This is a genomic window from Moritella marina ATCC 15381, from assembly GCF_008931805.1.
In the GTDB taxonomy this organism is placed as follows: Bacteria; Pseudomonadota; Gammaproteobacteria; order Enterobacterales; family Moritellaceae; genus Moritella; species Moritella marina.
In genome coordinates, this window is record NZ_CP044399.1 from 1,764,054 (window position 1) to 1,777,652 (window position 13,599).

Annotated in this window: 14 protein-coding genes and 1 pseudogene; 3 read left to right on the forward strand and 12 right to left on the reverse strand. The window is 41.1% G+C overall.

Features of this window, described 5'->3' with window-relative positions; genetic code table 11:
- Positions 1–249: 249 nt before the first annotated feature.
- Positions 250–1,917 (forward strand): long-chain-fatty-acid--CoA ligase, encoded by a 1,668-nt coding sequence (locus FR932_RS07890; protein ID WP_019439995.1) that lies wholly within the window; start codon positions 250–252, stop codon positions 1,915–1,917.
- Between the two features lie 103 nt (positions 1,918–2,020).
- Here FR932_RS07890 and FR932_RS07895 read toward each other — a convergent pair whose 3' ends face one another.
- The 5 genes from FR932_RS07895 to FR932_RS07915 all read right to left on the reverse strand — a co-directional run bounded on the left by FR932_RS07895 (position 2,021) and on the right by FR932_RS07915 (position 5,923).
- On the reverse strand, positions 2,021–3,310 hold the full coding sequence (locus tag FR932_RS07895; RefSeq protein ID WP_240532354.1) for a hypothetical protein: 1,290 nt from the start codon (positions 3,308–3,310) through the stop codon (positions 2,021–2,023).
- Positions 3,311–3,508: 198 nt separating this feature from the next.
- Positions 3,509–4,315 (reverse strand): phytanoyl-CoA dioxygenase family protein, encoded by an 807-nt coding sequence (locus tag FR932_RS07900; protein WP_019439993.1) that lies wholly within the window; start codon positions 4,313–4,315, stop codon positions 3,509–3,511.
- A 176-nt stretch (positions 4,316–4,491) separates the two neighbouring features.
- Positions 4,492–4,893, reverse strand: coding sequence for a YkgJ family cysteine cluster protein (locus FR932_RS07905; RefSeq protein ID WP_019439992.1), 402 nt, complete (start codon positions 4,891–4,893; stop codon positions 4,492–4,494).
- 305 nt (positions 4,894–5,198) lie between these two features.
- A complete protein-coding gene (locus FR932_RS07910; RefSeq protein WP_019439991.1) occupies positions 5,199–5,516 on the reverse strand; it encodes a heavy metal-binding domain-containing protein in 318 nt (105 codons plus the stop codon).
- Positions 5,517–5,569: 53 nt separating this feature from the next.
- A complete protein-coding gene (locus FR932_RS07915) occupies positions 5,570–5,923 on the reverse strand; it encodes a hypothetical protein (protein ID WP_240532353.1) in 354 nt (117 codons plus the stop codon).
- A gap of 322 nt (positions 5,924–6,245) precedes the next feature.
- Between FR932_RS07915 and FR932_RS07920 the strand changes: the two genes are divergently transcribed.
- A complete protein-coding gene (locus FR932_RS07920) occupies positions 6,246–7,169 on the forward strand; it encodes an MBL fold metallo-hydrolase (protein WP_019439989.1) in 924 nt (307 codons plus the stop codon).
- A 116-nt stretch (positions 7,170–7,285) separates the two neighbouring features.
- Here FR932_RS07920 and FR932_RS07925 read toward each other — a convergent pair whose 3' ends face one another.
- On the reverse strand, positions 7,286–7,681 hold the full coding sequence (locus tag FR932_RS07925; RefSeq protein ID WP_019439988.1) for a GFA family protein: 396 nt from the start codon (positions 7,679–7,681) through the stop codon (positions 7,286–7,288).
- 139 nt (positions 7,682–7,820) lie between these two features.
- Here FR932_RS07925 and FR932_RS07930 point away from each other — a divergent pair, with 139 nt between their 5' ends.
- On the forward strand, positions 7,821–8,246 hold the full coding sequence (locus tag FR932_RS07930; RefSeq protein ID WP_019439987.1) for a septal ring lytic transglycosylase RlpA family protein: 426 nt from the start codon (positions 7,821–7,823) through the stop codon (positions 8,244–8,246).
- Between the two features lie 26 nt (positions 8,247–8,272).
- Here FR932_RS07930 and FR932_RS07935 read toward each other — a convergent pair whose 3' ends face one another.
- The 6 genes and pseudogenes from FR932_RS07935 to FR932_RS07960 all read right to left on the reverse strand — a co-directional run bounded on the left by FR932_RS07935 (position 8,273) and on the right by FR932_RS07960 (position 13,564).
- A complete protein-coding gene (locus FR932_RS07935; protein WP_019439986.1) occupies positions 8,273–8,470 on the reverse strand; it encodes a CPXCG motif-containing cysteine-rich protein in 198 nt (65 codons plus the stop codon).
- Positions 8,471–8,602: 132 nt separating this feature from the next.
- Positions 8,603–10,102, reverse strand: a complete 1,500-nt coding sequence (locus FR932_RS07940; protein WP_019439985.1) for an FAD-dependent oxidoreductase — start codon at positions 10,100–10,102, stop codon at positions 8,603–8,605.
- 188 nt (positions 10,103–10,290) lie between these two features.
- Entirely contained in the window at positions 10,291–11,103 is an 813-nt protein-coding gene (locus tag FR932_RS07945; protein WP_019439984.1) for a PhzF family phenazine biosynthesis protein, read from the reverse strand.
- 743 nt (positions 11,104–11,846) lie between these two features.
- Positions 11,847–12,458 (reverse strand): annotated as a pseudogene (catB, locus tag FR932_RS07950) (type B chloramphenicol O-acetyltransferase); the annotation flags it as partial.
- 56 nt (positions 12,459–12,514) lie between these two features.
- Entirely contained in the window at positions 12,515–12,922 is a 408-nt protein-coding gene (locus FR932_RS07955; protein WP_036336468.1) for a GFA family protein, read from the reverse strand.
- Positions 12,923–12,967: 45 nt separating this feature from the next.
- Positions 12,968–13,564 carry a glutathione S-transferase family protein gene (locus FR932_RS07960; protein WP_019439982.1) on the reverse strand — a complete coding sequence of 199 codons (597 nt, stop codon included), beginning with the start codon at positions 13,562–13,564 and terminating at the stop codon, positions 12,968–12,970.
- Positions 13,565–13,599: the final 35 nt, after the last annotated feature.

A 13,599-nucleotide genomic window follows, 5' to 3' on the forward strand; every position in this document is an offset into this window, starting at 1 on the left:
CGTAATAATAAGGATAAACATCGTTATTGATGTTTAATTAATGCAGTGTATACAAAAATACCGGTGCAATAAAGCAGTAAGCCATGCACAAATTGAAATGCTGGCTTAGCATGCAATTCAGGCACCTTTTATGATTGTAAAAACAGCAGTATAAGTAATATAGATGCATGCACATATGATTATTATCAACTAACCAATGCGTCAATTGTAAGATAATATAGTGTATATTACCCTATAGAGAATTTTAACATGGAAAAAGCCTGGTTAAAAAAATACCCTAGCGATGTGCCTGAGTTCATTGATATATCCCAATATGACAGCATTTTAGATATCGTCGAACAAAGTTGCGAGAAACACGCTGATTCAATCGCTTTTTTAAATATGGGCGCTACGCTAACCTTTCGCCAACTTGAGCAACAAAGCCGCGCTTTTGCGGCTTACTTACAGCACGATCTGAAGATGCAGCCAGGCGATCGCTGCGCTATTATGATGCCCAATTTATTACAATACCCTATTGCGCTATTTGGCATACTGCGTGCGGGCTTAATTGCCGTTAATGTTAATCCGTTATACACCCAACGGGAATTACAGCATCAATTGACCGATTCTGGCGCTAAGATGATTGTGGCCATTAGTAACTTTGGTGCCAACCTCGAAAAAGTATTACCACAAACCAGCATCGAACATGTCATCATGACTAACATAGGTGATCAGTTACAACAGCCTAAACGTACTATGGTGAATTTTGCCGTAAAATACGTGAAAAAAATGATCCCTGATTTTAATATTGAAAACGCAATCTCGATGCGTAAAGTGCTGACTGCAGGGCGAAAGTTAATGTATAACCGCCCAAGCTGTAAACCTGAAGACATAGCTTACCTGCAATACACTGGCGGTACGACAGGTGTCGCTAAAGGCGCCATGCTAACCCACCGCAATATAGTTGCTAACGTATTGCAAGTTTACGGGCAGTTTTCGCCTCGCACCTTGTTGTCAAAAGACCATGTGGTGACACCGTTACCGCTTTATCATATCTTCGCCAACTCAGTCAGCCTGATGTTTATAATGATGATCGGGGGGCGTAATTTATTAATTACTAACCCAAGAGACATGGATGGCTTTATCAAAGAACTAAAGGGCTACCCTTTCACTATCTTCTTCGGCTTAAACACCTTATTCAGTGGCATGTTAAAGAATGAAAAGTTCCGCGCATTAGATTTTAGTCATGCCCGCTTCACCATCGCAGGCGGCATGTCGACTCAAGAAGACGTCGCTAAAGAATGGCAAGCAGTCACCGGCATGCCCGTTGTCGAAGGTTATGGATTAACAGAATGTTCGCCTGTTGTATGCAGTGGTATTCATACCCAGCAAGCTTATACCGCGGGTATTGGTGTACCGCTACCATCAACAGAAATGCGCGTGGTTAATAATGACAAGCAAGCATTAGATATCAACATTGTTGGTGAGTTACAAGTACGCGGCCCACAAGTGATGTCTGGTTATTGGAAACAAGCACAAGCCACTGCTGAATCGATTGATGCCGACGGCTGGTTCTCGACCGGTGACATGGCACGTATGGATAAAGATGGCTGTTTCTTTATTGTCGATCGTAAAAAAGACATGATTTTAGTCTCTGGCTTTAATGTTTATTCAGTCGAAATTGAAGAAATACTGCGATTACATCCTGATATCGAAGAAGCCGCCGTTTTGGGTCTGCCACATCAAGTGACGGGCGAACAAGTTAAAGCCTTCATCTGTAGCAGTAATAAAGCGCTAACCAGCAAAGATGTGCAAACTCATTGCCGGCGTTATCTGACCGCTTATAAAGTGCCTCGTGATATTGAGTTTCGTGATGAACTGCCTAAAAGCCCAGTAGGGAAAGTGCTTAAGCGTGAACTATTACCGGTAAAAAGTTAACCGCAAGCCGTTAGCCATCAACAACAAAAAAGCACTACCTCTAATCGTAGTGCTTCCTAGTTCAAGTTAAATACGCCACGCTTATCATTGACGCATCATGATGCTATGGTTTATGGCTTAAAATTGAACGCACAAAACTGCGCGTGTTAGCATTATGATCTGACATAAACTCAGCCAGTAAATTAGTCATCTGAGTAATACCCTCTTCACCATGTTGGTCACGGATCATCTCTACAATCATTTCAATTTCTTGACTGCCATCCACTTCAAAACTTGGGTCGCTGACGAGTAACTCAGGTATCCAACGCTCTAAGTATTCAGCCAGTTTATCTGATTTGTCGTAAGAATTTTTGGCAAACACCTCAACAAAGGTATTATCTGTGTATGCAACCACGCGAGTTTGCTTAGTTAACGCTTTAAATAACGCATTGCTAAAATCATTATCCTCATAGGCTTTCTTGGTGATGATCTCTTGGAACTCTTCTAACACCAAGTGGCGATTAGACAGTAACTGGATCGCATCTATTTTCGCTTGTGGATAACCCATCATGTCTTTGGCATTGGTCCATAAGCTCGATGCCGTACTCACACCCGGCTGTAATGTGGAGTGGTATGATTGAGCGATATCGCCAACATAGTGCATGCCCCACCCCATAAAACGCCAGCCCCAATAATCATGACCAGTACTAAAAGCATACTCAGATAAGGCTTTGTACATATGCACACGATAATCAGGGAAGGTATCACGTAAGAATGGCGCTAACGCAAATAATATACTCGACTCATGATAGAAGCCCATATGAAACGGCGCTTGCGTACCATACTCTAACGCTGGATTACCAAACGCTTGTTTACCAAAGCCATATAACTTACCAGCCTCAGTATTACTGTCTTCGAATAAGCCAATATCTAAGCCGTTATCAGGATCATCATTGGCCGACACTAGCACCTCGAGTGGCGTGACCAGATCACCACTTTTAACTTCGACAAACCTCATGGCATTGTAATGATCTAAATTTGTAAAAACCGCCACTTCAGATGACGCCATTTTACGACGTCCTTGTGTATCTTGCCCTGGTAACAACTGCACATAAGGGTTAATACGGGCATTCGGATTAATACGAATAGCGTGAATAAAACGGATTAATAAATCACTTGCTTCGGCATTAAATGCAAGTGCATCAGGGCGCGGTTTATAATACGGAAAATGTTGACGTAACCAAGCTTCATTACTGGCTAATAATGTTTCCAGCCCCTGTGCTTCTGCAGTGACAAACTCCGCTAACGTTTCAACCTTAACCGGCGCTTGCTCTGCCACTTCGGGCATGGTATTCAATATTGGATAAGTAATCAGACTGTGTTCAGACCACGCAGCAGCATTACCCACCAGCATACAGCTACACAAAAGTGTGCTGATAGTTAATTTCAACGGACGTTGAAGCTTGCTTTTAAATTGGTTTTTTAAACACTTAGTTTTTAAATGCTTAGTTTTAAAACACTTAGGGAGAAACATAACATTCCTTTGTCATCGGACGATTCTGATATTAAGTATGTATTAACCATTGAGTATAAACGATTTATCATTAAAAGGTTAACAGCTCTCTGCCAACAAACATTGCGCCTTTAGATCCAGCGTACTCTGAAACAATCTTGGGTCTGCAATTTTGCCCAACATTTCAATGCTCGGCAAACATTCATCATCAACATAATCGGCAAAGTCACCATCAGGATCAAAGACTAAGATATCCAAGGCTAATCTATCCATACCATATAGGCCACGGTGGATCATATCTGCAGAGAACACCAATAAATCACCTGCTGCTAAGCCAATGACTTCACCGCCAGAAATACTGTCATTACTGACTTTACCATTAATCTCTTGGCGTACATTAAACTCTTCTTCATTATCCCAACGCTTATGTGTCCCCGGGATTAGTTCCATGCCAAGCTCATCAAACAAAGGTACACGCAGATGCACCACTTGTGTTTCTTGAACCGCTATTTTTTGCTGCTCAACACCAAAGTCATATTGACAGTCACGGTGCCAAAAATCTTTTTGCTTTGGATTAACAGGGTTAAAGAATAGCTGAGTATTCATAAAAGCTGCATCATGGGGTATTACCGACTCCACAGCATCCATCATTTTTGTTGAACTGATAAAATTGAAAAGCTTGAGTCGATCGTCGCATTCTAAATAATCGATGCCAGTGATCACCGAAGAATTAAACGCTTCTGAGCGATAGAATTGAATATTATCTTCTTTCCAGTTTTCATGAAATTTTAACACGACTTCTCTCAGTGCTGAGATCTCTGCTGCACTGAAATAATTTCTAATGACAAAGTAACCTTGCTCGTCATATTCGTTGTTTAACTGCTTTTGCTTTTCTACCTTTAACACCCATTACCTCTGTTTTATTATCACCACTCGACAGCCGGTACCTTGTCACTATCTTGTTAACTAGCTAAAAAGATATGCGGATTAAATCGAGTGCGTTGTGCGTTCGTTTGTAAGAATAAATTCCATTTCTTCTCCAGTCCGTTTTAATGTATCCGTTAACCAGTGCTACGCCAGTACTACACCAACACTTGTCGTGTGTTCTTGATGTAGTGATGGATCTGCCCTTCGACTTTAACGTCGATCATTTCTACTGGTCGGCGTTCATTCGGACAAGGCATTCTTGGCGTGGTGCCAAACAATCGGCAGATCAATGGGCGCTCTTCATACACAGTGCAACCTTTAGGGCCAAGATGTACGCAGTTGTATTCATTTAATGCGGCCTCATGCTCAGCATCTGTTTTATATGGCAGGCGTGACATTTCTTCTGCTGAAGTCGTCACGGGTCCACAGCAATCGTGGCATCCTGGCGTACATTCAAATGTGGGGATCTCTTTGCGCAGGCGTGTTAGCTCTTCTTTATTATTGTTCTGACTCTTATTTTTTAACAATAATTTTATTTGTTCGTATTCCGAAAGCATGATTGGTCTCTACCTAACGTCACTCTAAGGTGACAAAGCCTGTAAATATATGGCGTATGTTAACATTTGTAATAGTAACACGTCTCAATTTCCCCAGCATTTTCACCTAGGTCAGTGCTACTAATAAAATGAACAGTAAGCTTACACGTGGGCTGATTCTATTCTTATTCTGACTTACAGGAAAGAAAGCACCGCGCTTTAGTGATTAAAGATTGATGTCACTGATGAATAATGCAGATTTTGACTGATTTAAAGTCACAGTAGATAGCGACAGCGCGATACCTACTGTTATTAATTATGTGTCATTACTTTTTTAATTTAACCGCTGTACCAAAAACCATAATTTCAGATGAGCCATCCATAATTGCGCTTGTCGTAAAACGAATACCGACAATCGCATCAGCGCCCTTTTCATGCGCATTGGCAATTAGACGTTGCACAGCAGTATCTCTAGCCTCAGTTAACATTTCTGTGTAGCCACGGATTTCACCACCGACAATACTTTTTAAACTTGCCATGATGTCACGCCCTATATGCTTTGCCTGCACGACGTTACCTGTCACTACACCGACGATTTCTTCTATTTCCTTGCCTGGTATTGATTCGGTGGTTGAATAGATCATAAAATTTCCTTGAATACATAAAGCCGCATTAAGCGGACTGAAACTATAGCTTGTTAGGCAGTATTTTTCATCTTAACTAAATATGTAACGAATATAATGACGAGTACTGAATCGAATACAATGGTTAATAGTGATTTATCAATATATTGACTTCCAAACATAACAATCAAAGAGATAAAGGCTATTTTACTAATACTGACAAGCACAAGCGCGAGATTACGGTATACAGGTTTGAACCCGCCATAGATTAATAATACCCCCATCAAGAAAATGAGGAATCCCCAACTTCTAACAATAACTTGCGCTAAAGGCTCGGTAAGTCCTTCACCAAACATACTGATTAAGGCCGCTTGTGGTGCAAACACAGCAAATATCATCGAGCAAGTAAGTAAACCTGCTATAAGCATAATCCACTTTATATTATTCACAATAAGGTTCACATTAACTCCTAATATTGGTGCTATCTAACGCCGAATTAATCGACTGAAAATTAAGGCATAAAATACAGACGAAATAAGATAGCCTGCGTTTCAGTGCGCTCTAACGGTTCAATAACAAAACAATAACAATTTAAAGCAACTAGGTAAACGATCGGCTAGCATATTAGCCTCCCCCCTTAACTTATATCCCAATAATGTCGATACGAATCAAATTAACGAGAAATAGACTAAACTCATTGGGTTCCACATGCACATCTGATTGCCTCAAATTTAAGGAAGGAATCCGACTATGAACAAACTAATCACCTCATTAATGATGGCGACATTACTTTGTTTTACCAACGTCGCACTAGCCGCTGATCATGAAACTAATAATCATCACACCGATAAAAAGGCTTTTAAAGTAACAGAACTCAAACCTGGATTTCAATTTCTGCAAGGAAAAGGCGGTAACATCTTATTGTCCACGGGTAAGGATGGTCTGCTTATTGTTGACAGTGATTACAGTGAGATGAGCCCTGCACTGCAAGAAACCCTCGCTAGTTATAAAAGCGAGTTAAAGTATGTACTTAATACTCACTGGCATGGCGACCATACCCAAGGTAATAAAGCGTTGGGGAAAAACGCAGATATCATTGCCCATGACAATGTCTATCTACGTCTAAATAGCCATCAAGAAGTGAAGCTGTTTAACATGGTATCTAAGCCTTATCCTGCCGATGCACTACCAGATATTACCTTTGACCATTCACTCACATTACGCTTCAACGATGAAATCATTAAAGCCCTGCATTTACCGAACGGTCACACCGACGGCGACAGCGTTATCTTTTTTGAAAAGGCCAATATAGTCCATATGGGCGATCACTACTTCAGTGGCATGTTCCCTTTTATTGATGTGGGTACCAACGGCAGTGTGAGTGGTGTGGTGAAAAATATTCACGATATTTCAGATGAAATAGGTGACGATACCATTGTTGTACCAGGTCATGGCGCGATATCAAACAAAGAAGAATTGCTCGCGTTTAGAGACATGTTAGTCGGTACCAGCAACGAAATTGAAATGATGATGAAGCAAGACATGAGCCTTGAAGCTATGCAGGAAAAAGGCTTGAGTGAGCAATGGAAAGTCTGGGGCAAAGGCTTTTTAAATGAAAAAGTATGGATCAGTATCGTCCACAGCAGTTTAACGAAGGATGCAGCCAAGCAGTAAGAAGTAAGAAGTAAGAAGTAAGAAGTAGTCGTCGTTATAAATAGGCACTTGTTATAAAAAGCCATTAAACTAAAGAATAATGGCTTTCACTTCCCATGTGAACGATTAAGTTAATACTAGCTATCTGCAGGGTGATTAACCCCATCATTGGTGACCACATCACCTAAATCAAATGGATTGACACCTTCTAGACAACCAATGTTGAAACCATATTCACTGGGGTTTGAACGGCGCTGATGATGCGTATAAATACCACAGTTAGCACAAAAATAATGTTTCGCTGTCGCGGTATTAAATTCATATAATTTTAGATATTCACTGCCTTTGACAATGCGAATACCATCTAGATTAACTGAACCAACAATTGCCCCTTTTCGACGACAGATAGAACAATCACAACGGCGTGGATTTTCGATACCATTTGGCAGTGATAATTCCAGTTCAACAGCGCCGCAATGGCATGTTGCTTTGTGTTTAGGTTGGATCTTCGTTTTCCCTACTTGCTTCAACATATTTGCTCCAACATACTTTAAAGTCCCTTTTTTACGAACAAAATTGAAAAATAGCTGTCTCACCCGCGATGAATTCTTAAAGCAATTAAGAATGACATAAACCAAATGAAACATTACTTAAAAGCGGTACTAACATAACATGAAGAAATTAAGTCTTACTATCACAATTTTCGTCCTGGCGATGCTGACAGGTTGTTCATCTACATTAACAACCGGTTCGCCTAAAACCATAGCGTATTCAAAATCTCACGACCTTGTTGGTGAGGCGTCTTGGTATGGCAGTAAATATAATGGCAAGCGAACGGCCAGTGGCGAGACGTATAATATGAGGGCGTACACTGCAGCGCATAAAACCCTACCATTTGGTACTGTAGTCAGGGTGACGAATACGGTCAATAACAAGTCTGTGGATGTAAAAATTAATGATCGAGGACCATTTGTTAGAGGCCGGATCATAGACCTTTCTCAAAAGGCATTTGAACAGATAGGCAGTACCAATAAAGGCGTTGTGCCAGTCAGAATAGACATTCTAGACGATAGTAATACCTTTAGGTACAAACACTAAAAGACAGGTGCCTGTGACGAGTCTTTTTAAAAGACTTCGTCGTCACTGTAAGCAGCCACAGCAAGCTCGCCATCTGCATCTTTTGAAATCAAGAAGTTAATCGGTTTACAACAGACTTGGCAATCTTCAATATATTGCTGCCCCACGTCGGCAGGGTCGATAAGTACTTCGAGGGTTTCACCGCAGTAAGGGCATGTTATCGATGTTTCAGTTAATTGCTTCATGCTTATTACGCCTTCTGTTTACTGAAAGATATACTATCCAGAGATCAGCATAAACCACACTTCACTGCATAGCGATAGATGCAGCGAAGTGAATTGAAGCCATGTGATGTTACACGTTATTTGACTATAACCTTACTGCTCTCGCTGTTCTTGCTTTTCTTCAGTTCGATTCAGGCAGCGACCTCTTGGCTCATTGCCCTCATGCAGCACAACATCAGTATGTAAAAACTCAGCAGCCTCGGCAGACTCTTTCACTTTCTTAGCGCTGCGTGCTAACATTTCAGCTTCAAATGTATTTAACACACTTGCCCGTACGCCTGCATCACGCCATTTCGATAAAGGTCTACATTCTTTGGTGATTTCCCTTGCGAGAGACAGTGCATCTAACAAAGCTTGGTTTGCACCCTGACCTTTGAATGGGCTCATCGGGTGAGCAGCATCGCCGATTAGCGTCGCGTTAGTACCTTTCTCTAATAGCTCAGCTTTGAGTAATGCTCGGTCATACACAGGATAACCAGAAACCAACGATTCCGGTGTCGCTGTTAATATCTCTGGAATAGGTGCATGCCACTGACAACGATTAATCGCATCTTCTTTCAGTGCTTTAGGACCTAGTGCGCTTAACGCCTTAGCCTCGTTTTCTGGCATTGGAAAACTAAGTTGCCACATCACTGAATCTGCGTCATAAGGCATGATATAAATACGCTCATGGCCGTTAGCTGTTTGGAATACAGTGGCTGAATCTAGCAGAGTACGATCAAGAGCCTCGTCATCCACTAAACTTTGGATAGCCGACAAAGGACAAATACCAAGAATAGCGATACAGCCTAAATAGTTTAGTGGCGACGCTTCATCACCCACCAGCAATTTACGCACCGAACTACGGATACCATCCGCACCCACGATAAGATCAGCACGGGCGTGCTTTATCTCACCATCAACTTGAAAGCTTAAATTAACACCTTCAGCCGCTGATTGTTTAAAATCAACTAACTGATGTCCCCATGTTACCGCATCATCGCCACCTAATTGCTCAAGCAAGGCTAAACGTAACGACTGTCTGGCGATATGCACATTGGTTCGTTTCGGTAATTTTCGCTGGTCTGACGGTACCCACTTTCGAATTCCCCATTCGCCAATGACGGTACCGTCGGTGGTATGCACGACATGTCGGGTTGAAACGATGCCTTTATCGAGTGAAACAACACCCAAACCTTCGATTGCCCGGCTCGCTTGTTGCAACGTCAACCCATAACCTTGAGACCGAGCTGTAAAGCAACTATCACGTTCATACAAAGTAAAAGGAATGCCACGGTGACGACAAGCGACCGCGAGTGCTACACCACCGATACCACCGCCAATAATAGCAACATGTGGATAATTTTTTATATCAGCGCCGTTTTCAGTAACAGGTTGAATAGCAGAACGGATCAGACCAGAACCTTGGCAATTCGAGCAGGCATCAAGGTGTGGCTTAGGGCGAACAGGCGCAATACCTTCGCTGTTATTCTTTTCAAATTGTTCCAACTCACGCTGATAGCTGAGTCTTACTTTCTTACGTAGACGCTTACTGACTTTACCGCGTCCCTGACAATTTGAACAAATGTGCCACTGGTTCTCTTCAATTTTCAACTTTGTTACCTGCCCTGTATTTAACCCGCTTAAGGATAATCGTTAAGCTGTGATTATAACGCTCATTAAGGCCAATGGCTGTTTAACTGCAGAAAACTTGGATTTTTATTGATGTAGTCTGTATTTACAGCATTTTTAAGGTAGCAGAGGTGAGGGGTGAATGAAGAGTAACCGCAACAGCTACATGCCTATAGCTCACCTAAGTTAACAATGTCCTTAAGTACAACATTTACCTTTAATTCAATACTGTCATTTTGGTTTTGAGTGACTTGAAAATATCCGCCTTCGCGAGATCGCTGATGCACTTCTAATTGACGAGTGTCTAACTGATCTACTGATAACTTGTTTGACCAATATGGCACCAATGAACATTGTGCAGATCCTGTCGCAATATCTTCATCAATACCAATCTTAGGAGCGAAGAATCTGAGTACATAACCCGCTTCGCCTTTCTGCGCGGTCACTATCAAAGCATGATAATCATCGATAGCCTTAATAACTGCAAAGTCAGGTTTGAAGTCACGAACTTGGTGTTCATCCTCAAGTACTAAAATCAAATCCCGGGTTGCAAATACATCAATAGGATCTAGACCAACTAGCTTGCCATAATCATTGGTATGTAAGTCTAAACTTAGTTTAGCAGTCCAACTCGGCATAACCATTGAATAACCATCGGCTAATTTTTTGACGGTAATTATGCCATGCTGACTATGTAGTTTGACGTCTAATGCATGCTCTGGTTGGATTTCAAAAATAGCCGCCGCTGCCGCTGCCGCTAAACTGCCATGACCGCATAAATCGATTTCGACGTCACCAGCAAACCAACGAATAGCATAGCCTTGATCTGTAGCAACGATAAACGATGTCACCGGTTGGCCTAAATTTTTAGACAATGCTTGCAGCTCAGTATCTGCCAACCAAGCTGTTAACTTGACGACAGCAGCAGGATTACCCTGCGCGTGTTCACCTGTAAATACATTTAATATATATGCTTTATTCACTGTCCATCCTTAAAAAATTAGCGTGATCCAACGGTCAAGCCTTGTAACCGTATCCCTAATTCAATACAACTTTGTGTTGACCAGCCCCGAGATAAATGAGAAACAGAACAGACCATAACTTCAGATCCATTTATCACGACTAAATTGGAACTATCCAGATCTAATTTACTGCCGGATAATATTTCTATATGTTTTTTTGCGTCAGCTCCATGAACTAATAAAACGCTCGGCTTAATCCTTGATAGCAGAAAATTGAACATAGAACTATCCATCAAACTCTTATCTAACTCATCAGCTTGTGTTGTCGCTGTCATATACAAGTTAGTTTCTAAACACTTACTCGTTAATTCATTCACGATTAATTCAATACTACGACGTGTATTACTTACCTTTGGACGTCTTGTTTTGCCAGGCTTTAACGGTTTAGCTGCACGTTCAGCGACATAAGTATCAAACCAAGCCTGCTTATCAAAGCCAGTTTTGATATTCCAAAAGTCCCAAAACTCAGCATTCATTTCTGTTGCTGCATTAAACCCGACAATAAATATGTCACTTTCTAGCGGATTACCAGAACAGACAAATGGACGAGGTTTAGATACGCTAATTAAACTCTTTTTAAGCTGGATATCAAAATCTTGCAGATCCGTATTATCTCCATTTAACGCCAGTATTGGATCTTCGGTGGAAGATTTATAAGCATTGGCATTATTGTGGTTATCGCTGTGATGACCACAATAACGATGCCAATAATCATAAAGACCATTGATATCTGCCGAGCACATTAAACTCATCGCCCCCTTAATTTCCTCATCACTCCATTGCCACCATTTCATTTCTAATAACTGAGTAATTTCACTTTCAGAAAAACGATAACGAATGTGTTTCGCTGGGTTTGAACCAACAATGGAATAAGGCGCTACATCTTTTGTTACAACGGCCCGGCTTGCGATAATTGCACCGTCACCAATAGTGACACCACTCATGATCATCGCTTCAGTACCGATCCAAACATCATTACCAATAACAGTATCACCTGAACGTTCAAAACCATCTTTAGCGTCAGCGAAGTTTTCATCATTTTGGTAAAAAAATGGGAAGGTACTAACCCAATTATTTTGATGCCCTTGATTACCCGCCATCATAAACACAGCGCCCGAACCAATTGAGCAATAACTTCCGATAATTAACTTATCAATATCCGTTCTATCAGGCAGTAAATAACGAGCGCAGTCATCAAAGCTATGATTATGATAATAGCCAGAATAGTAGCTGTGCTCTCCCACAATAATATTCGGATTTGTAACTTGTTCTTTCAATGATTTACCCACAAAAGGGCTTTCAAAATAATTTTTCAACTTAAACTCTCTTTTCTTATAGTATCCCTCGGTGTTCTGAGATTTATGACTAAGCACTATTGTCTTGAAGGTTCGTGCTTTTCATACATTGGTAATGTCGCATCGAGTTCTTCCCAGTTTCCCTTCGAGGTAATGAAATTATGGGAAATTGGTCGCTCTATGATATCACTATCGATCACACCTAAACGTATTCTCAATTTATCAGGCTTCTCCGAGTTTGAGCTATAGATTGGAGAACCGCACGTAGAGCAGAAATATTTTCGCTTTCCTTCACTACTCTCATAGTATTTAAGTACATTTTTAATATCGGTAACGTTAAGTTCTGACGCATTCACAAATCCATTTGTCGCGTAAGCACTGCCACTTGATTTGCGACAACGGGAACAATGGCAATAAATCGGGTCTGAAATTGCGCCATTCAATTCAAACTGAATAGATCCGCACAAACAACTTCCTGTATACATCTCAAGTCCTTAATATTAAAAATATTAGAATGAAAACCTAATTAGTTACGCCATACCCACGTAACCCGAAGTTGATTGAATTCGACGACACCAACTTTGAATATCAGGGTAACGGTTTAAATCAAAACCACCTTCATCTGCGACATGGGTATAAGCATAAAGGGAAATATCAGCAATCGTCATTTCATCCCCGACTAAATACTGAGTTTCAGATAATTGGTTTTCCATTAACTGCAGTGCTTTATTACCGCCCTCTTGCAGCGAGGCGTGTTCATCCATCCTTGCTTTCGGCATGTCTAAATATTTTTGAATAAAACGGGCAACAGCAATAAAAGGTTCATGGCTGTATTGTTCGAAGAAAAGCCATTCATACACTTTGGCCTTCATGTAAATATCAGTTGGCAGCAAAGGTGTGTTCTCGGCAAAGTAGCCTAATATCGCGTTAGATTCGCATAGGTAACGACCGTCATCTAATTCGACCGCGGGGATCTTGCCGTTTGGATTTTTAGACAAGAACGCAGCTGTTTTCGTTTCACCCGCTAGAATATTCACATCAATCCAGTCATGTTCAATACTTAAAAACGATAATAACATCTTCACTTTTAAGCAGTTACCTGATTGTAAGTCACCATATACTTTCATTTTTCACCCTCCTTGACGATTCGATTTACCAACAA

What these genes read in the sequence shown, in the direction of transcription:
- FR932_RS07925 (WP_019439988.1), bottom strand. Translation starts at nt 7,681, where the DNA reads ATGTTGAAGCAAGTAGGGAAAACGAAGATCCAACCTAAACACAAAGCA.
- FR932_RS07955 (WP_036336468.1), bottom strand. Translation starts at nt 12,922, where the DNA reads ATGTATACAGGAAGTTGTTTGTGCGGATCTATTCAGTTTGAATTGAAT.
- FR932_RS07920 (WP_019439989.1), top strand. Translation starts at nt 6,246, where the DNA reads ATGAACAAACTAATCACCTCATTAATGATGGCGACATTACTTTGTTTT.
- FR932_RS07910 (WP_019439991.1), bottom strand. Translation starts at nt 5,516, where the DNA reads ATGATCTATTCAACCACCGAATCAATACCAGGCAAGGAAATAGAAGAA.
- FR932_RS07930 (WP_019439987.1), top strand. Translation starts at nt 7,821, where the DNA reads ATGAAGAAATTAAGTCTTACTATCACAATTTTCGTCCTGGCGATGCTG.
- FR932_RS07960 (WP_019439982.1), bottom strand. Translation starts at nt 13,564, where the DNA reads ATGAAAGTATATGGTGACTTACAATCAGGTAACTGCTTAAAAGTGAAG.
- FR932_RS07915 (WP_240532353.1), bottom strand. Translation starts at nt 5,923, where the DNA reads ATGCTTATAGCAGGTTTACTTACTTGCTCGATGATATTTGCTGTGTTT.
- FR932_RS07890 (WP_019439995.1), top strand. Translation starts at nt 250, where the DNA reads ATGGAAAAAGCCTGGTTAAAAAAATACCCTAGCGATGTGCCTGAGTTC.
- FR932_RS07895 (WP_240532354.1), bottom strand. Translation starts at nt 3,310, where the DNA reads ATGCTGGTGGGTAATGCTGCTGCGTGGTCTGAACACAGTCTGATTACT.
- FR932_RS07905 (WP_019439992.1), bottom strand. Translation starts at nt 4,893, where the DNA reads ATGCTTTCGGAATACGAACAAATAAAATTATTGTTAAAAAATAAGAGT.
- FR932_RS07935 (WP_019439986.1), bottom strand. Translation starts at nt 8,470, where the DNA reads ATGAAGCAATTAACTGAAACATCGATAACATGCCCTTACTGCGGTGAA.